Source organism: Paraniabella ginsengisoli (assembly GCF_022513635.1).
GTDB classification, from domain to species: Bacteria; Bacteroidota; Bacteroidia; order Chitinophagales; family Chitinophagaceae; genus Niabella; species Niabella ginsengisoli.
The window spans coordinates 266,062-285,656 of sequence record NZ_JAKWBL010000001.1 but is presented as its reverse complement, the minus strand read 5'-3'; the positions used below and the strand labels follow the sequence as shown (position 1 = coordinate 285,656).

Sequence of the window (19,595 nt, the reverse complement as noted above, 5' to 3'; positions counted from 1 at the left end):
ATGCGTGTGTTTAAAAAGATCTTACTATTATTAGCTACTGCTATCGCCCTCATCCTCATTGTGGCTTATTTTATAGATGGAGATATAAATGTTGAGGAATCTATTGAGATAAATGCACCGATTGCTACTGTTTGGGGATTTACAAATTCCATCAATCATATAAACAAATGGAATGCATGGTTTGAAAAAGACCGCAATATGAACACTACAATTTATGGCGCCGAAGGAAAGGTTGGGTCTAAGTTTTGTTGGGATAGCGAAAATTCTGAATTAGGACGAGGCTGCTACACTCTTGCAGGGTTCACTCCAAATGAGCTAGCAGAGCTACATATTAAGTTGTATATGCCATATGAAGCTTTTGCCAAACTTTATATACAATTAAAACCGTTTGGCAACCATACTAAAGTTGTTTTGAATTTTCATTGTGAAAGACAATATCCATTTACTATCATGAAACTTTTTGGAAGGGCTGAAAAAAACATCTCCAAAAACTACAACCTTAGTCTTCAACAACTTAAAAAGTTAAGCGAAGCGAAATAAACAAAATCCTAAGTTTTACGTTTTATCTACACCTAAAAAGTAGTTTGTGTGCCAGTAAAAAATTTACTGGCATCAACTAACTTTATAGCCAATTCAAATTGTTTGTATGATTCAGACTTATGTATTAATTGCTATAGCTGTTGCCTTTAGCGTAATGATGCTGGTTCTTATCGGGCAGAAATTAAAAGTTGCTTACCCGATCTTCCTGGTTATTGCTGGTTTGATCATCAGTTTTATACCAGGCATGCCCGCTTTTCAAATTCACCCGGATATAGTATTTTTAATTTTTCTGCCGCCGATACTTTTTGAGGCGGCATGGTTTACCTCCTGGAAAGATTTCTGGAAACATCGAAAGCAAATATCCTCAATGGCATTTGGTTTGGTATTCCTCACTTCGCTAATTATAGCCTACGTATCTTCTTCAATTATTCCAGGTTTAACTTTAGCTATGGGTTTTCTTTTGGGCGGAGTCAATTCACCGCCAGATGCTGTCGCCGCTACATCCATCTTAAAACACTTAAAAATACCTCAAAAAACTACTACAGTTTTAGAAGGTGAAAGCTTGCTTAATGATGCCTCAAGTCTTATTGTTTTTAAGTTCGCACTTGCAGCTGTAATAACTGGCAATTTTGTTTTTAAAGAAGCTATTGGCGATTTTTTTGTAATGGCTATTATGGGTATTGCTATTGGCCTTGCTATCGGTTATTTATTTTCGGCATTGTTACGCATCATCCCTTCCAATTCTAATATTGATACGATTATCACACTTATTGTTCCTTATATCATGTACATTACTGCTGAGCATTTTCATTTTTCAGGTGTACTTGCTGTGGTGGCTGGCGGGCTCATGATGTCTTATCATTCACACTGCTTTTTAAGTCACACTACCCGCCTTCAGGCAGGATCTGTTTGGAGTACATTGATCTTTGCTATTAATGCTTTTGTATTTATTTTAATAGGATTAGAACTTCCTATTGTGATTGCAGGCATGAAAGATTATTCTATTGCCGATGGTATTAAATATGCTGTAATTATTGGTGCAGCGATGATAGCCATCCGCTTAATTTATAGTTATGCGCTGGCCTATCTACCACGTTTTTGCTTTAAAAAGATCCGTCTCTCCAAACCCAAACCAAATTGGAAAGAACCTTTTGTGATCAGCTTTGCGGCTATGCGCGGGGTAGTTTCGTTAGCAGCGGCATTATCCATTCCTTTAGAAATGCCTCATCGCGATATTATCCTATTTGTAACTTTTGTAATAATACTAATTACTCTTGTGGGTCAAGGCTTATTACTTCCAACGGTTTTAAAATGGCTGAAAATGGAAGACAGTGAAAAGCGTATTCCGCACGAAAAACAGGAAGCCATCATACAGCAAAAATTAAAGCAGGTGGCACTCGAAAAAATCAATAATGATTATAGTGGGGAACTGACTGAAAACAGCCTGATACGTCATCAAAAAACCAGACTTGAAAGTGAATTGGAACTGCTTACAGATAAATTTAGTTGTATTGATCATTCCGAACACTTTCAACTGGCCGCTGCCCGCAACCGCGAGGTTATTCGCGACATTATAAAGCTGCAGCGCAAAGAATTACATCAGATACGTAAAGAGAAAAAGTATGACGATGCAGTATTGCGCAATCTTGAAATGCAATTAGATTTTGATGAAACAAAGATTACCGGGCTTCAACATTAGAATAGCCTGATCGCCGCTGCTTTAATAGTTTCATCGGCCCCAAATACCTGCTTCATGGAAAAGAGCACATAGCTTATCGAAAATGCTTCTTTCCATTTTCCCCTGAGATGTATTTTGCTTTCGTAAAAATTTTATGAAAGTGAACATGGCCTTGCTAATGCGCACCTTTCTCTTAACTCAAAAACAAAAACATGAAAAGGAATCTATGGTTATTAACGCTGCTGATAAGCGGCTTCTTTCTTTTAACAGGCTGCTCCAAAGACAATGACGACAGCCCAACTATTGAAGGAACATGGAAAATACAAAAAAGCGTATCTACTGTATATATTAATGGAACAGTTGATAATGAAAGTGGAGAAACCATTAACTATAATAGTGGCTCAACACTAACTTTAAAAGAAGGAAAAATCACTATCGTTGTTGATGAACCGGAAGATTCGTATACTGATTCGGGAACTTATACTTATGCGAATGACAAATTAACTATTCAATACACGGAAGGAGAAGAGGATCGCGATGAGTTTACGATACAAAAACTGACAAACACATCGTTAATTTTGGTTAATGAAATTATTGACACATGGGAGGGTAATACATATAAAGAAGTAACTGAAATACAGCTTACGCGTTAAGCTTTCGATAAACCAGCATGAAATAAAAGTTTAATTTAAAATAAGCCGTTCTACTTTTAGCAGAACGGCTTTATAATTACTTCTTCCAAAATTTCTTTCTAATCCGTTTGCCCGCCTCGTTAATTGCACCAAATTGTTCGCTTATGGTTTCAATAAGTTTACCATCGGCTTGTTGAATATCTGCCATATTGATGCTTGTATCCAACTGCTCGGGATAAAGAATAATATAGCTGTGTCTGGTAAAATATCTTGATAAATAATAAGGCAGTTTATTTAGCAGCTCAATATAAGAGTTGTATCCTTTTCTTGAAGAAACAATAATGAACAGATCGTTAGCGGCCAGCTCTCGCGTAAAAATCAGAAAATCTTCCCAGGCGTCAAAGCGGGTATAAGTTATCGGAATAATATCTTTATGACGTTCCGATACAATCTCGATAGCGGCCAGCGTTTGCTCTGTACCAAAAAAGCTCACTTTCATACCCGCTTCTTTCGCCACATCTCCCAGCTTATGCACCCAGTGTGTAAATCCGGGCTCTGTTTCAGCATTTGGGGGCACAGCCACTACCATTCGCTTTAGCGTGTTAAAAGGTTGAGTTGGTTTATAAATGTAAATAGTCTCGTAAATCTTGCGAACAATATTTTCTGTTATCTCACCAAAAAAACTTTCTCATCGGCGCCTTTATGTAACCCAATTACAACATCACTTATTTGTTGTTCTTTTATTGTGTAAACGATACCGTTGCTAATGCTTAAATCATGTCTAACCAAAGGTGTTATTTTGTTATCCGCAGCCTCGGCGTGTGCAACAGCTTTATCCAGTATTTTCCTACTTTTACCGACTGCATTTTTCGACTCGCTATCTTCATCAATAATATGAAGAGCGTATAACGGCACATCGCTTTTTTTCGTTTTAACATTACTCCAAAGTCCACAAGATCTGTTACGATATCTAAATGTGCAAGCGATATAAGTATCTTTTCAGGATTTTCTACTTCTGCCCTGCCCGGGTCTTCATCGTCCTGCATAATGGCCAGTGATTTTGATGCCCGTTCGGTAACGAATGAAGCCAGGCCGCAACTCACCAATATCAACAATACCGTAGCATTTAATACATCTTCTGTAATTAACCTGATCGGTTCTCCCGAGGTAGTCTCGCCTATAATAATGTTATAACCAACCGTTACAATAGCGAGTGTTGCTGCGGCATGCGACGAACTAAGGCCGTGCAAAAGCCGTCCTTCCCAATAGGTTAATCCAAATAATTTTTCCGTGATCCATGCTGCAAAAAATTTTGCAAAAACCGCTGTGCCAATGATAATACCAACGACGCGTACCGTTTCCCAGCTTTTGAACAAAACGGTTGCGTTTACAAGCATACCTGCGCCTATTAAAAAGAAAGGGATGAAGATGGCATTACCCACAAAATTGATACGATTGAGCAGGGCTGACGAGTGAGGAATAAACCGATTAAGCACCAATCCGGAAAAGAACGCGCCAATAATGGCTTCAAGGCCTGCCAGCTCAGCAAAAAATGAAGCAAGAAAAACCATTCCCAGTACAAAAATATATTGGGATACACTGTCATCGAATCGTTTGAAGAACCAACGTACAATAATTGGAAAAACAAAAAATACAACACAAACAAAAATAATAGACGACACACCCAACTTAATCCAAACGCCCGCTTCAACAGGCCCCTGGGTCATGCCTTTTACTGCTGCTAAAAACAACAGGGCAAGTGTATCAGTAACCATTGTACCACCAATGGCCATAGCCACAGCCCTGTTAGATGTAACGCCGTATTTACTGGCAATAGGGTAAGCCACAAGCGTATGCGTAGAAAGCATAGCGCCTAAAAGTAAAGAAGGTATTAAGCCAAAACCTAATAAATAGTATGATGCAAGCGCGCCTAATGAAAATGGAATAGAAAAAGTGATAAGCCCGAATACAAGAATTTTTTTCCAGCTTTTTTTAACTCAGCAAGGTCTATTTCCAAACCAGCCAGAAACATGATGTACAGCAATCCCACTGTTCCAAACAACACAATACTGGCGTCGCGGTTAAGTAGGTGAAGCCCGTAAGGCCCTACCATTACACCGGCAATGATTAGCCCAATAATGTGCGGTACTTTTATTTTACTAAAAACAATAGGTGCAAATAGAATAATGAAAAGCACCAACGCAAAAATTATCACCGGGTTGGTTAGCGGCAAAGTCAAGTCGAGAGATGATAGTAATGCTATCATAAAATAGTTTTAAAAGCTAAAGCTTATAATCTTCCGGCAGTTATAGAATAGGTTGTTTTGCAATTAGGAAGTTTTATTTCGCGAATGCCATCCATCTTCCCTTCATTCAAAATGCGAAGTGTTACCTCCATTGTTGTTGAGCTGTGCGAATTTTGATCGATTAGTTGCAGACCGCTTCGCGTATAAGATCCGTTATAGATACGAGAAAGATTTTTACCTGCATACGCCTTTACGACAATCGCATTGTTTTCAGTACTAAATTCCCACTGTTCGTTTTTTACATCTCCAATCGCCGAGCCTTCACAGGATGTTTCTACGCACTGCATTTGCACCTGCCATTTGCCAACAACCGATGGGCCATGAACTACTACAGAATCTATTTCTCGTTTAGTACTATCTAGTCGACGTTCGCGTTCCTCTAAAAAAACTTCTCTTTGAGTTAGCTGTTGCTCCCATAACAATAATTCCTTTTGCTTATTGTTAAGCGCGCCTTCCTTTTCTTTCATCAGTTTTTCCCGTTGATTGACACCGCATGAGCTGCAACACAATATCAGGAAAAATAGTACGGGATGTAATAATCTCATCTGCTTTGTATTTTATTTTTACAATAAGAAGTATTCAACAGAATAATCGTCGGCTCTGTCAAATCATTGCTGTGTAATTACAGGATTTAGGCAATTTCATTGCACGATAATAGGTTAAACAATACCAATTGCGGTAAATATAGGCAATCTGTTTTATTAGTATTGTCTTAAAGGGTAGAAAACACGTTTTTTAAGTTGCGTCTTTCACATCTTCATTTACAATTATTGTCTTTTACTCTAAACTCTGCTGATTAAACGTTTATCATTTTAAGTTTTTAAACTCTTTCAATAATGTGGTAACTTTGCATTTTAAAAGTTTACACCTTTTCATAAGAAACTTTTATTCTTTGAGAGTCAAAGACCTGCAAAAGGATGAACAACTTACCAAGGTTTTTGGTGTTAATGAATTTGCCGGCAAGGCCTCAAAAAAATAGCAAGATGAACAATACATTTTCTACAGACAGCATAAAAATAAGCGATACTGCTAAAGCAAGAATAGAGCAAATTCTCTCCGAAAAAAAGAAGCAGGCGCTACGAGTTTCGTTAGAGTAAGTGTGGTAAGTGGTGGTTGCTCGGGCTTAAGTTATAAACTCGATTTCGACAGCGAAGAAAAGCCTAAAGACCAGGTATTTGAAGACAATGGCGTTAAAATAGTTACCGATATGAAAAGTCTTCTTTACTTACTAGGCACCATGCTCGATTTTTCTGAAGGTTTAAGCGGAAAAGGATTTTTCTTTAATAATCCTAATGCTGCCCGCACCTGCGCTTGCGGCGAAAGTTTTGCTGTCTAGCATAAGTATTATTAATATATAAACATTTCATGACACCCGATCAAATTTCCTATCTCGTTTTCGGTATTGTAATTATTATTGCCTTGTTTTTGACATGGGCCTGTTCAGTAAAAAAATACTGTAATCACTCTTAAAACAGCGCTTTGGCAATCCATATTTTGGGTGGCGCTTGGCTTGGGATTTTTTGTATTTCTATTATTTGAAGAGAACCAGACAGTTGCTCTTGAATACCTTAGCGCCTATTTGATGGAAAAGAGCCTGAGCATTGACAACATATTTGTCTTTATATTGATCTTTAATGCTTTCAGAATAAAGGAAATTTATTACGGCCGTTCTATCCTTTTTGGCGTATTGATGGCGATTGTTTTCAGAGTAATTTTTATAACCTTAGGCGTAGAGCTTGTTGACCGTTTTCACTGGATACTATATGTATTTGGGGCATTTTTAATTTATACCGGTATTAAAATGTTTACAGCCAGCGATGATGAGGAATTTGACCCCAAAACACACCCGGTGTATAAATGGATTAAGCGGGTTTTACCAATAGTACCGCACGATGGTGGAGGGAAATACGTTATCAAAGAAAATGGGAAAAGACGTTACACGATGCTGTTTGTAGTTGTCATCATGCTTTCCGTTATCGACCTGGTTTTTGCCGTTGACTCCATACCTGCTGTGATGGGTATCTCAAAAAATAAAATGGTCATCTATACATCCAATATTTTTGCTGTTTTGGGCTTGCGCTCTCTTTTCTTTTTACTTAGAGGCGCTGTTGATAAGTTTGATTATTTGCAACAGGGCGTAGCAATTGTATTGATGTTTATTGGTGCTAAAATGCTGGCAGAACATTGGATTTCGCAATGGATCGGAAAATCTGCACAGGTAGTTATTTCTTTGGCAGTAATCGTTCTTTGTATTGTTGGAAGCATTATTTATTCGAAATATCACGACAAGCGAAAGTCTTTAAAAAGAGAAGCAACCACGAATGCCGAAAATATTTAAATAAGCATGCCATGTACACGCTACAGGACATAGCAAGCATATTAAATACGGATCAAAAGAAAGTTCCGGCTATTACTATAACCGCTCTTTTGACAGACAGCCGCACACTTATCAATCCGGAATCGTCACTTTTTTTGCATTGAGCGGACCAAGACGCGATGGCCATCTTTTTATTCCTGAACTTTTTAAGGCAGGGTTAAGATATTTTGTTGTATCTGAAAAGATCAATGCTAAAAATTATCCCGACGCTACCTTTTTATTGGTTAAAGACGTGCTTGCTGCATTGCAAAAACTGGCAGCAAATCATCGGTCTAAATTTAAAATAGATGTTATTGGAATTACTGGTAGTAACGGTAAAACTATTGTTAAGGAGTGGCTTTATCAACTATTACAAGATGACAAAAACATAGTAAGAAGCCCCAAAAGTTACAATTCTCAAATTGGTGTGCCGCTAAGCGTTTGGGAAATAGAAGCGCAACATGATCTTGCCATTTTCGAAGCAGGCATCAGTCAGTTTGGTGAGATGCAAAAGCTTGAAACCATTATCCAACCTACTATTGGTGTACTTACAAATATTGGAGCAGCGCATAGCGAAGGATTTAAAAATGATACAGAAAAGCTAAAAGAAAAGCTCAGGCTTTTTAAAAATGCCAAGATTTTAATTGCAAATGCAGATAATGATCTGATAAAAAAGAAACGCAAAAGCTAAAAATCCCCATTTTCTATTGGGGTAAATCTAAAGGCAGCCAATTAAGAATAACATTAATAAAAAGACGGGAAACGTTTACAACAATTGAGCTTAGTTATGTAACCACTAAGTTTTCTATTGAAATTCCTTTTATTGATGATGCATCAATCGAAAATGCAATTAGCTGTTGCGCTACAGCTTTGTATTTGAACACCGATATCCATAAGTTAAAAGAACGCATGAAGACCTTGCAACCGGTAAATATGCGTTTGGAGTTTAAAAAAGGTATTAATAACAGCATCATTATTAACGATAGTTACAGCGCCGATATTGATTCACTTTCGATAGCCCTGCATTTTCTTCAACAGCAGGCAAAAGGATTTACAAAAACAGTTTTATTATCTGATTTTGTACAGGCAGGGCGTTCAAATAGTCTTTACGAAAATATTCTTGAGCAACTTCAAAAGCATAAAATAAACCGGTTTATTGGTGTTGGTGAGCAAATGCAGGCTGTAATGCCAGCCTTAATGGCTGAAAAAAACAGCAGGATCAAAGCAAATTTCTATTTAAATACGCACGAATTTGCGCAGCATTTCCACAGTTTTAACTTTAAGGATGAGGCAATACTTATCAAAGGTGCAAGGGTTTTTCGCTTTGAAGAAATTGCAACTTTGTTAGAGCAAAAAGTACATCAAACGGTTCTTGAAATCAACCTGAATGCGATTGTTCATAATTTCAAAATGTTTCAACAAATGCTTAAACCAGCCACTAAAATGATGGTAATGGTAAAAGCATTTGCTTACGGCAGTGGCGGAACAGAAATTGCCAACTTGCTTCAATACCACAAAGCCGATTACCTGGGCGTTGCCTACGCTGATGAAGGCGTTGAAATACGAAAAGCAGGCATTTCTATTCCTGTTATGGTTTTAAATCCGGAGGAAAATGCTTTTGATGCTATTACCGACCATTTGCTGGAGGCCGATCTGTTTTCTTTTGACCAATTGGATTTATTCGAAAAACATGTTCAACAAAATGGCCTCAAAAATTACCCGGTACACATTGAAATTGAAACCGGCATGAACCGGTTGGGTTTTAATGTTTCTGATACTACTACGCTAATAAAACGATTTAAAAATAACAAATTTCTGAAAGTACAGTCGGTTTTTTCTCATTTAGCCGCCAGTGAAGACCAGGTAGAAGATGCCTTTACTATCAGACAATACGAGTTGTTAATCAAAGCAGCCGCTGAATTAAGAAAAGGTATTGGTTATGATTTCTTAAGACATATTGCTAATTCATCGGCCATCGTACGCTTTCCATCTTTGCAGTTGGATATGGTGCGGCTTGGCATTGGACTTTACGGTGTAGGTAGTAAACAACTAAGCAATCAGTTACAACCTGCTTTAACGCTTAAATCTACTATTGCACAATTAAAACAAGTCAAAAAAGGAGAAACTGTAAGCTATAACAGGCGCGGTGTGGCCCTGCAAAACTCCTTAATTGCAACGGTGCGGATAGGATATGCAGACGGTTATTCCCGAAGGCTGAGCAACGGGGTAGGTCAAATGTTGGTGAATGGTCAAAAAGCACCGGTAATAGGCACAGTATGTATGGATATGGTGATGATCGATGTTACAAAAATAAAAGGCGTTAAGGAAGGCGACGAGGTTATTGCTTTTGGCGATGGTTTGCACATAGAAGATGTAGCGAAAAGCATTGATACTATTCCATATGAAATAATGACCGGCATTTCTCAGCGGGTAAAAAGAGTGTATTGGAGTGAATAATTTTTCTCACGGATCACACAGAGTAGCATAGAAAATAATAAATATTGAATGAATAATTTTGAATGATAAACATGTTTTCGCTGAAGGTAGCTTTTTGAACTTTGTGTGATAACTTCTGCGCTTTCTGTGAGAAAAATACAATTAAAATTAATCACCAAAAATTAAAAATTAAAAATCATCTTTGCAACCTTATGAAGGCAGGTAAATTAAGTACATCCATATTTATCATTTTATTGGTTTTGATCGTTGACCAGGTTATTAAGATCTACATTAAAACACATTACCCGATAGGCGAAGTAACCCGCATGTTCGGTTGGGATTGGGCGCGTATTCATTTTATAGAAAATAGCGGCATGGCATGGGGATGGAAATTTGGTAATGAAGGTGGTAAAGTGGCATTAACCCTTTTCAGATTGGTAGCTGTAATATTTGGTAGCTGGCTGATCGTAAAATTTGCAAGAGAAAAATATTCGCGTGGTTTTATGATTTGTGTAGCGCTTATTTATGCGGGTGCACTTGGCAATTTGATAGACAGTATGTTTTACGGAATGATATTCGACAAAGGCTTACATTTTGATGCTGCTGTAGGTGACTATGTCGGCTACGGCGGCATAGCAACGCTGGGCGGAAAGGGATACTCGTCTTTTCTACACGGAAGTGTTGTAGACATGTTGTATTTCCCAATGGTGAAAACAACTTATCCTTCGTGGGTACCGTGGGTTGGCGGTGAACCTTTCGAGTTTTTCGGACCCATATTTAATATTGCTGATATGGCCATATCAACAGGCGTAATAACATTACTTGTTTTCCAAAAAAGATTTTATAGAAAGGCTGAAACTATTGAAACGCAAAATGCTGTTGCCGAGCAATTGCAATAAAAAAATCCGCTGGAAAATTCTCAGCGGATATTAGGTGTTTTTCTAAAATATCTTGATTTGTTTGGTCTTTTAAAATTGCAGTTAAGTTGCCATTATCTAGTCAGACAAAACCCTGTCGAAAAACTACGCTTGTCATAGTAATCGTAAAGTTAATATTAATTATAATCTATACGAAAAAAATTACATCACTTATTCAGGTGATGGGTAATCTAAATTTATCGTTTTACCGGTTCGTTTTTTCTAAACCTTTCGAAAACAGCCGTGATTGTTTTTTCATCAATTTTTGACGACTTTTTAAGCATATTGATAAAATGCTCAACTTCTTTTACCGCGGCAGGGCAGCCTGAATTATTTCCATCCGGCATTTTAGCATCGCCGATCACGTCTCCATTCGCATTAAAAATGATCCAAAATGGAATACCCGATTTAGCTGGCGCATGCTTTTTATAAAGATCTTCCGCACCAGGGTTTTCGAGGTGTTTTTTGTCCTTCGCCTCAAGAATGGTCAAATGCTCGATCACATAATTATCGTCGAAGAATTTTTTGCAGCTTTCGTCATTCATAGCCGCATCCATTTTGCGGCACCACCCGCACCAGGATGCATGAAAAATTATAAATACATTTTTCTTTTCTGCGTTAGCTTTGCTAAATGCTTTTTCTAAAACATCATTAGCACTTGCAGGTGTTTGCTGCGCAAATGCATTAACACCAATTAAACTGATAAATATAAAAAGCAATAAATTTTTTATCATATACTTTTGTTTTGATCAATAGAATTACCAACCGATGCAGTGTGCGACGCAAAACTGATGATAGTAGCACTGCAGCTGGTTACAAAAAAATTATACGAGATGACGAAACTCTCAGTAAATATAAACAAAATAGCAACCCTTAGAAATTCCCGTGGCAGCAACAATCCTGATTTAATTCAAATGGCGAAAGATGCGGAGCGATTTGGTGCCGATGGAATAACTGTACATCCCCGACCAGACGAAAGGCATATCAGGTATGCTGATGCGCGCGAACTAAAGCCAATACTTACTACTGAATTTAATATTGAGGGGAATTGCAAAGACCAAAAATTTATAGACCTTGTTTTGGAGGTATGCCCGCACCAGGTAACGCTTGTGCCGGATGCATTGGGACAATTGACCAGCGATCATGGCTGGGATACGATCACTCATAAAGATTATTTGAAAGATATTATCGGCATTTTTAAAAAGGCTGGTATTCGCGTTTCGATTTTTGTTGACCCAGATGAAAAAATGGTCGAAGGCGCTGCGAAAGTCGGTACCGATCGTATAGAATTATATACAGAAAGCTATGCCCGTCATTATCATGAAAACCGGGATAACGCGATTGAACCTTTTGTAATTGCTGCAAAAAAGCTAAAGAGTTAGGATTAGGGCTGAATGCAGGTCATGATCTGGACATGCAAAATCTGCAGTTTTTTGCAGCGAATATTCCGTGGTTGGATGAAGTGAGCATTGGCCATGCTATTATTTGTGACTCGCTATACCTGGGTTTTGAAAACACGATCCAACTTTATAAAAGACAGTTAGGGAGTTGACAAATGTCGGATGACAGTTGACTGCTGTACCAGCTTTCACATATCCGAGCCGCTAGATGAATCATAAGATTCAGGAATTTCACGTTGTCAACTTTTCATCTACTATTCTCGTCAATGGATTGAATAAAATATAAAATGAAGTATTTTTTCTCAGTCATATTTGTCTTTTTGTTTTTTGCTGGCCGTGCGCAAAAAGTAGAAAGTATTCACTTCCATCTGTATACAGACAGTTTGAAAAAGGCACTCACAATTATATTAACGTTGACGGGAAAATGAGCGATGGCAGCTGGAAGCCGCTAACCGCTAAAGAACTTGATCTTAAAACCGATTATGGAAAGTTTGAAGGCAATGATTTGGTGCTTCCTGAAAACACAACCGTGAATAAATTAACGGTTACCGCGACTTTGAAAGCAAATTCACGGGAATGTAAAAAAATTACGATCTGGATCAAACAAAAGCCTGATCCGCCTTTGGAGGTGGAACGGAAAAAGGGCGATAGTTCATCGTATTATCAATGAACTATTTGCCATGAACCACGAACTCCTCCTGACTACGCCTGTGCTGTTGGACCACCGAAATTTACGGGTATCTGCACTTCGTCTAGGTCTTTTATTTCTCCCTGTGTAGCTTCAAATTTTTCGATATTATCTACCAAAGCTTTCATAAAGCGTTTGGCATGCTGTGGTGTAAAAATAATACGCGATTTCACTCTGCTCTTTGGAGTTCCGGGCATAATATTGACAAAATCAATCACAAACTCAGCATGTGAGTGGGTAATAATAGCCAGATTAGCATAAGTTCCTTCTGCAATTTCTTCTGATATTTCTATATTAAGCGGGTTAGGTTCCTGTTGATTCTGCATTGAAAATATTTTGAGTGAAGATAAAGAAAAAGGAGCCAAAGATGAGTGAAGGCTCAAATTTGGCTCCTAGAAAAATGAAGATCAATCTTTCTGACAATATAAATTATTCCTTCTTTTTTAGCACAAACTTATATGCGCCAAAACTTCCTTGTGTAACACTCCAACTTGCATTAATGGTAACAGTTTGATCACATGGAGATACTATATTGCCTGCACCCGATGCTTCAATTGTAGGATTAGTATAGCCGGGATTCCATGTAAAAAAGTCCCCAACCGTTTGCTTACTAATGGTTACTGAATTATCTAGCGGATTAACCGTTACAACAATTGGTTTGTCATTCCCCCTAACGATGGGTAGTTGTAGGAGAAATGTGTATCATCAATCTTTGTTAGTGTAATTATATCACCAGGTGCCGTATCTTGAAACTCATCCTCCACAACTTCAAAATCTCCAGCATATAAATCGGGATTGTACTTACATATTGCAGAATATTGTATGGAAACACTGGAGCCATCAAGATTAACAACACCAGATCCGTACCCTATACCAACAGCAGGATAAGCTTGATACTTATTTCCATCTTTCATATAAACATCCAAGCCAATATCATAATTATCGTTTAACACAGCGGGTGTGCCGAATAGAGAGACAATATCTGAGCCTGTTAAGGTGAACGATGTAGGAAATGTAGTCACATCCGCTTTAAAGACTTTCACATTATTTGCATCTCCGTTTTTTCTAATAACCACATCTAATTTCGTAGGTCTTTCGTCGTCGGGAAATAATAGCCCCACTTCAAAATTTGCTGAAAAATTGTCAAAATCTGTAACGTCAATAGCAACGTCTCCAGATTTTTTAACAATTTTAGGAATTGAAACTTTTGAGACTGGAACTGGTGTAGCTCCATCGTTTTTTGTACAACTATAAGCTAAAGCTGCCAAAAAAGTAAAAAGTAATATATTTTGAATTGTTTTCATACTTCTTTATTTATTATGTTTATGGTTGCCAAAATACTTTAAAACTTGCCTGCGATTTTTGCTGGGGCGCATTTGTATTAAGATTAAGTTCATCCTGAGGCCAATAAAGAGATAGAGGGAAGGGAACGGCTAAATCTACTTCAACTTTTGGCTGAGGTCCATCAATAGTAGCGTTTCCATTAACTGGGGTTGAACGAAACCGCCAGGGGCCATCGTCTGGTTATTGGGGTCAAACAATATAGGATACCCCGTTCTTCTATAATCTGTGTATTGATCTACTGCAGAACCAATACTTGATAACCACTTCTGAGTCATAATATATTCAGTCTTTTTAGTAGCGTTAGCTGCATCATATTTAGCAAGCACACTGAATATATAATTATTAGCAGCACTTGTATTATACAACGCTGGCACCGCTTGAGTAGGTTTTACAAAAGTAGTAATTACATAGTCGACCTGCTCCATTGAAGCCATCATGGCTTCTTCAAATACATTTCTTTTATTACCAGTGGCTAATCCAGCATCGATCAATTCTGCTTCAAGGTACAACCTGTCTGCATAAGTAATAAACCTATATGGAGCTGCGCCTGTTCCACTAGCAGCAGCAGCAGTTCCGCCGTCACCGTCATCATAGCGCCCACCTACAGGGTAAATGCCAAACAGGCTAATGCTATTTTGCTGATTACCATCTCTAAAAGGGCCTTTAGAACCAAAATAAATGCTAATAAAGCCTCCATCACGATATTCGGTATTGGATTGAGATGCATCTGTAGCACCTATTTGATTATAAATATAATAAGGAATACGTGGATCTTCGATACCAGAGTTAATATTGGGGTTGTAACCCTTCATGATTTCATATAACCAAGGGCTAACATGATTTGAACGCTGAGTAGCCACGTAATCATTAAAGCCGGGATTTCTATCATCAGTAGCGGCTAATGGTCCATAAGGAAGTAAAAACTTTCCGATGTCATATTTATTAAGTTTGCAGGTGTACCCAATAAAGCTTGAACTTCAGATTGCACGTCCTTCACCTTTCTCATTTGAGTATATAACTTTAACTTAATTGTATTTGCCGCTTTAATCCATTTAGTTTTGTCACCTTTGTAGATTAAATCGTCAGAGGTAGGACTTGTTGCATTTTCGGTGCCGTTTAAGCTAGCTATACCTTCATCCAACATTGTTAACAAAGTTGGATAGATGTCACTACTACCATCAAATTTTGGAGTTCTCACACCCTCGGGGAACTTGTTAAAATCAGAAAAAGGGACATCTCCAAATATATCAACCAACTGGCTAAATGCATAGGCTTTCAAAATCTTTGCCATACCAACATAGATATCGCTGCGAGCAGCATCCTCACTTCCTTGCGAAATAATTACATCCAAGTCAGCTAATGCATTTTCGTAAATTTCAGCCCAACCCTGATTTAAATAAAACTCGCTAGGAAGTATGCCATACTGATCGGGAGATTCTCTTGTCGTCATTTGGTGGGTATATACAGCTAAAATATTAGAAAAGCCATATCCCATTGCAAGCGAGTTCGCCAAACTAACTTGTGCTGCGGGTAATAATGTACTTAATGGAACTTCTGTGGGGTCATTTTCATTTTTATTAACATCTAAATATTTTTTACAACCAGTAAAAACTAGTGCAACAAAAATTAAGATTGTTAAAATTGAATATTTTTTCATAAAAACACGAATTTTTTAATTATTTAAAATACAACATTTAAGTTGATTCCAAACCTTCTTGTGGTGGGTGCGGCAGATAACTCAATGCCCTGTACTGCAGACGCACCAAAAGAACTCACTTCCGGATCAAACCTTGTACTTTTAGGAACATTGGGTGCTAAATACCATAAATTTCTACCGGAAAAGCTAATTGTAGCCTTGCTTATTGGCAACTTAGAATAAACGGATTTGGGAATTTCATATCCAAGCACGAGTTCCCTTAATCTCATTACAGTAGCATCGTAAATATTCATTTCAGTAGCAGTATTGATAGCAAATGTAGCACCGTTTGTCGGGTTCGGAGAGAAGAACAAATCATTAGCTGAAATTCTAGTCTGATTGGGAATTTTATTTCCCTCTGCATCCAAAATAAGTTCACGTGTATTAGGATCAGCATAATAACCTGGTATAATAAACGCTGCCTCTCTATCTTTAGTATCCTCAATTACCCCTCTGCCCAATAAACTTGATATAGTTACCGAATAAATATCACCGCCCCTGGTATAATCGAACAAACCATTTAAGAATATTCCTTTATAATTAAATCCGGTGGAAATACCTAGTTTATAATCAGGATTAGGATTACCAACCATTCCTTGCTCAGGATTAACTAACAGCCCACCAGTTGATGGATTTATCATAAAATTACCTTCTTCATCTCTTTCAACTTTCGTACCCCGGATATAACCATAAGGAAGGCCAGGCTCAAAATACGGAGCAACTTCCGTCAAAACCCCACTCTGTGGAGTGCGCTCAAGACCCTCGGTTAAGCTAATTACAATATTCTTATTTTTTGTAAACACACCTCGAAGATCCCAACTAAAATCGTTAGTTTCAATGATACGGGCTGATAGTCCAATTTCAATACCCTTATTGCTAATCTCTCCAATATTTGTGTATAAATTACTATAGCCAGTAGAACTTGGGATGGCAATGCCATAAATCAAATTAGTAGATTTTTTGTCATAGGCTGTAAAATCAAGATTGATCCTTTTTCTGAGAAACGATAAATCAAATCCGCCTTCAAGCTCTTGTGTAAATTCCGGAGTCAAATTTGGATCTATTGTTAAAGACCCCCTGCTAGCACGAGGCACGCCTGTAAAGTTTGTTAATATGGAAAAAACGTCTTCACCATTCCAAGGGCTTGCATCATTACCGACTTTTGCCCAACTTAAACGTAACTTTCCATAGCTGAACACGTCTGAACGGATCTTAAGGGCTTCAGAAAAAACAAAAGATCCAGCAAAGGAAGGATAAAAATAACTTGCATTTTTATACGGCAAGGTAGAGGTAATATCCTGCCTGCCTGTAATCGTTAAAAAAGCATAATTATTATACCCTACTGTTGCTTCCGCAAAAAAACCAACAATGCGTCGTTTAGATCTTGAATCATTATCAAAGCTTTGGGTCGCTGTATTTTTTAAAGTGTAGATACTTGGAACGATAAAGTCAAGACCGGTATTCGTTTCTCTTGTCAAATATCTTTGATTAATATTATTACCAACCTTGGCATCCAAGGTAAAGTTCTCATTAATTCTGGGAGATAAGATCAACATAAGCGTAGACTCCAATTCTTGAGAAGTATACTGATCTTTTACAATCCTTCCCAACCCATTCGCAGCCCTAGAAAACTCTTGAGTGCGTTCATTTCTATCGACCTGATAATTATTAAATCCTAAATTATATGTTAGGTTTATCCAGTCATTAAATTCATATCCTAATCTTACGCCTAGGATACTTCTTTGTTCATCAGAACGAACAATATTGTTATAGGCGGCCCAATGTGGATTATCAAATTGAGCGCCTCCATTAGGAATTAACGGTTTTCCGTTGGCGTCCTCATAAGGCAAGCTAAGATCCCAGTTACGAGCTAAAAACAGAGAACGTGCAAATTGTGATGCAGCACCATCCACTTGATTTTCTCCAAAAAAACCACCTAGCTGTTTGGATTTCATGTAACTCAAATTCCCACCAATGCTCAATTTTTTAAACCGGGTTTGCCCTCCTACACTCACGTTATTCCTAGAGTAGCTTGAGTTTTCAACGTATCCTTTATGCGCAACATTTGATACTGTTAACGCAAAAGTAGTTTGTTCATCGCCACCGTTTACACTTATAGAATTTTCAGCTAAAGCACCTGTTTGAAATAACTCTTTTACGTTATCAGGATAGGCTTTATATGGAGTTTTCCCTGTCGATGAAAAAAGCTCAGGATAAGCAGCTAAGTACTCGGGCCATGCATCTATTGAATCTAATGTTCCAAATTTAGGACCCCAGGAACCATTCGAATTCTGGTATAAAAAATTACTACCTGCGCCATACATATTTTGATAAGTAGGTAGATTTGCAATATTCTCTAGTGAATAAGAGGTGTTTAATGAAACATTAATAGGTTTTGCCCCTTTTTTAGCTGAACCAGACTTTGTCGTAATAACAATTACACCACGCGATCCTCTGGAACCATATAACGCAGCAGCAGCAGCTCCTTTTAAGATATTCATACTTTCAATATCATTTTGATCAAGGTTAGCAATACCGCTCCCATATGCCCCTCCGCCAGAAGTCTGGCTGGAAGTAGTTACTTGATCATTGTTATAAGGCACACCATCTACCACGATTAATGGTTGAGATTCTAACCCAAATGAAGAATTACCACGAATTTGAATACGTGTTCCTGCGCCAGGCGTACCTTGAGAACTTCTAATATCGACCCCAGGAACCTTGCCCTGCATGCTTTTTAATAAATCCGGCTCCGATTTTTGTAATACAGCCGAGGGATCAAGTTTTGATACTGAATATCCCAGAGATCTATCCGCTCTTTTCACACCTAACGCTGTTACCACTACCTCTTCGATTAATACGCCATCACCTTTTTGCAACACAGGAGTAAGAGTACTACCTGTAGCGGTAACTTCAACGGAATTGTATCCTGTTGCAGAAACTACCAATATTGCTCCCTGCGATGCCTTTATAATAAATCTACCATCAGCATCAGCCGAAACTCCAGTTGTAGAACCTTTTAATGTAATTGAGGCAAATGGCACAGGATTAGCAGCCTCATCAAGCACTGTTCCGGTAATCGTTTCGGTCTGAGAAAAAGCCAGAAACGAAAAACCCATGAATATTGCTAAGAGCAATAAAAATTTTCTCATGTAAAACTTTTTTGTTAAAAATTTGATTAAATCGGATTAAAAAACAAGGGCTTTGGTAAAACTCACAGCCTTTCGTTTTATCAGTTGCAGAGGCAAGTTATATTTTTTTAACAAAAAATTCATCCACTTTTAATATTTATTTAAAATCTAGTACTCTATAAAAATTATGTAAAAAATATAATAGTTTAATTATAAATGATTTACAAAAAAAGCATAAAACTTGACAATATAACAAATGTTGATTTGAATCAATTCTGAGTATTAAAATATTTAACAACCGTTAGTTTTGTAACTTTCAAATAATATTGTTTTTCTTTGATATTTATTAGTATTAAAAAGGTGCTTTTTTAGTAAAAAACTAACTTTTTTGAAAAATCTTTAAAGAAATAACAAATGGTCTCTTTTTTTAAAAAAAACTTAGTTTAAAAATATTTAGCAAATAAAATAAGGG

The 19,595-nt window shown here is 37.6% G+C and carries 17 protein-coding genes and 2 pseudogenes; 10 read left to right on the top strand and 9 right to left on the bottom strand.

What is annotated here, in order from left to right; translation table 11 throughout:
* From MKP09_RS01560 to MKP09_RS01550, 3 genes are all read left to right on the top strand, one after another.
* Positions 1 to 540, top strand: coding sequence for an SRPBCC family protein (locus MKP09_RS01560; protein ID WP_240826120.1), 540 nt, complete (start codon positions 1 to 3; stop codon positions 538 to 540).
* A gap of 106 nt (positions 541 to 646) precedes the next feature.
* Complete coding sequence (locus MKP09_RS01555; RefSeq protein ID WP_240826119.1) at positions 647 to 2,239, top strand: Na+/H+ antiporter; 1,593 nt, start codon at positions 647 to 649, stop codon at positions 2,237 to 2,239.
* Positions 2,240 to 2,430: 191 nt separating this feature from the next.
* The gene (locus MKP09_RS01550) at positions 2,431 to 2,871 is read left to right on the top strand and encodes a lipocalin family protein (protein WP_240826118.1); all 441 of its coding nucleotides are present in this window, start codon (positions 2,431 to 2,433) and stop codon (positions 2,869 to 2,871) included.
* 76 nt (positions 2,872 to 2,947) lie between these two features.
* On the opposite strand, the gene MKP09_RS01545 is transcribed toward MKP09_RS01550, so the two are convergent.
* The 3 genes and pseudogenes from MKP09_RS01545 to MKP09_RS01535 all read right to left on the bottom strand — a co-directional run bounded on the left by MKP09_RS01545 (position 2,948) and on the right by MKP09_RS01535 (position 5,622).
* Complete coding sequence (locus MKP09_RS01545; RefSeq protein ID WP_240826117.1) at positions 2,948 to 3,433, bottom strand: hypothetical protein; 486 nt, start codon at positions 3,431 to 3,433, stop codon at positions 2,948 to 2,950.
* Between the two features lie 211 nt (positions 3,434 to 3,644).
* A pseudogene (locus MKP09_RS01540) lies at positions 3,645 to 5,116 on the bottom strand (cation:proton antiporter).
* Between the two features lie 23 nt (positions 5,117 to 5,139).
* On the bottom strand, positions 5,140 to 5,622 hold the full coding sequence (locus MKP09_RS01535) for a hypothetical protein (RefSeq protein ID WP_240826116.1): 483 nt from the start codon (positions 5,620 to 5,622) through the stop codon (positions 5,140 to 5,142).
* 632 nt (positions 5,623 to 6,254) lie between these two features.
* Here MKP09_RS01535 and MKP09_RS01530 point away from each other — a divergent pair.
* From MKP09_RS01530 to MKP09_RS01510, 5 genes are all read left to right on the top strand, one after another.
* Positions 6,255 to 6,491 carry a HesB/IscA family protein gene (locus MKP09_RS01530; protein WP_317235164.1) on the top strand — a complete coding sequence of 79 codons (237 nt, stop codon included), beginning with the start codon at positions 6,255 to 6,257 and terminating at the stop codon, positions 6,489 to 6,491.
* A gap of 162 nt (positions 6,492 to 6,653) precedes the next feature.
* The gene (locus MKP09_RS01525; protein ID WP_240826115.1) at positions 6,654 to 7,493 is read left to right on the top strand and encodes a TerC/Alx family metal homeostasis membrane protein; all 840 of its coding nucleotides are present in this window, start codon (positions 6,654 to 6,656) and stop codon (positions 7,491 to 7,493) included.
* Between the two features lie 139 nt (positions 7,494 to 7,632).
* Entirely contained in the window at positions 7,633 to 8,202 is a 570-nt protein-coding gene (locus MKP09_RS01520) for a Mur ligase family protein (RefSeq protein ID WP_240826114.1), read from the top strand.
* 185 nt (positions 8,203 to 8,387) lie between these two features.
* Complete coding sequence (gene alr, locus MKP09_RS01515; RefSeq protein ID WP_240826113.1) at positions 8,388 to 9,968, top strand: alanine racemase; 1,581 nt, start codon at positions 8,388 to 8,390, stop codon at positions 9,966 to 9,968.
* A gap of 191 nt (positions 9,969 to 10,159) precedes the next feature.
* Positions 10,160 to 10,846, top strand: coding sequence for a lipoprotein signal peptidase (locus tag MKP09_RS01510; protein ID WP_240826112.1), 687 nt, complete (start codon positions 10,160 to 10,162; stop codon positions 10,844 to 10,846).
* A gap of 215 nt (positions 10,847 to 11,061) precedes the next feature.
* Here the strand turns inward: MKP09_RS01510 and MKP09_RS01505 are convergent, their stop codons facing one another.
* Positions 11,062 to 11,598, bottom strand: a complete 537-nt coding sequence (locus MKP09_RS01505; protein WP_240826111.1) for a thioredoxin family protein — start codon at positions 11,596 to 11,598, stop codon at positions 11,062 to 11,064.
* Positions 11,599 to 11,655: 57 nt separating this feature from the next.
* Here MKP09_RS01505 and MKP09_RS01500 point away from each other — a divergent pair.
* Together MKP09_RS01500 and MKP09_RS01490 are read left to right on the top strand one after the other, a co-directional pair.
* Positions 11,656 to 12,416 (top strand): annotated as a pseudogene (locus MKP09_RS01500) (pyridoxine 5'-phosphate synthase).
* Positions 12,417 to 12,688: 272 nt separating this feature from the next.
* Entirely contained in the window at positions 12,689 to 12,934 is a 246-nt protein-coding gene (locus MKP09_RS01490) for a hypothetical protein (RefSeq protein WP_240826108.1), read from the top strand.
* Between the two features lie 32 nt (positions 12,935 to 12,966).
* Here the strand turns inward: MKP09_RS01490 and MKP09_RS01485 are convergent, their stop codons facing one another.
* The 5 genes from MKP09_RS01485 to MKP09_RS01465 form a co-directional block, all read right to left on the bottom strand.
* Entirely contained in the window at positions 12,967 to 13,278 is a 312-nt protein-coding gene (locus tag MKP09_RS01485) for a DUF3467 domain-containing protein (protein WP_240826107.1), read from the bottom strand.
* A gap of 318 nt (positions 13,279 to 13,596) precedes the next feature.
* Entirely contained in the window at positions 13,597 to 14,256 is a 660-nt protein-coding gene (locus MKP09_RS01480) for a hypothetical protein (RefSeq protein WP_240826106.1), read from the bottom strand.
* 135 nt (positions 14,257 to 14,391) lie between these two features.
* A complete protein-coding gene (locus MKP09_RS01475; protein WP_240826105.1) occupies positions 14,392 to 15,108 on the bottom strand; it encodes a SusD/RagB family nutrient-binding outer membrane lipoprotein in 717 nt (238 codons plus the stop codon).
* An 86-nt stretch (positions 15,109 to 15,194) separates the two neighbouring features.
* A complete protein-coding gene (locus tag MKP09_RS01470) occupies positions 15,195 to 15,953 on the bottom strand; it encodes a SusD/RagB family nutrient-binding outer membrane lipoprotein (protein WP_240826104.1) in 759 nt (252 codons plus the stop codon).
* Between the two features lie 23 nt (positions 15,954 to 15,976).
* A complete protein-coding gene (locus MKP09_RS01465) occupies positions 15,977 to 19,144 on the bottom strand; it encodes a SusC/RagA family TonB-linked outer membrane protein (RefSeq protein ID WP_240826103.1) in 3,168 nt (1,055 codons plus the stop codon).
* Positions 19,145 to 19,595: the final 451 nt, after the last annotated feature.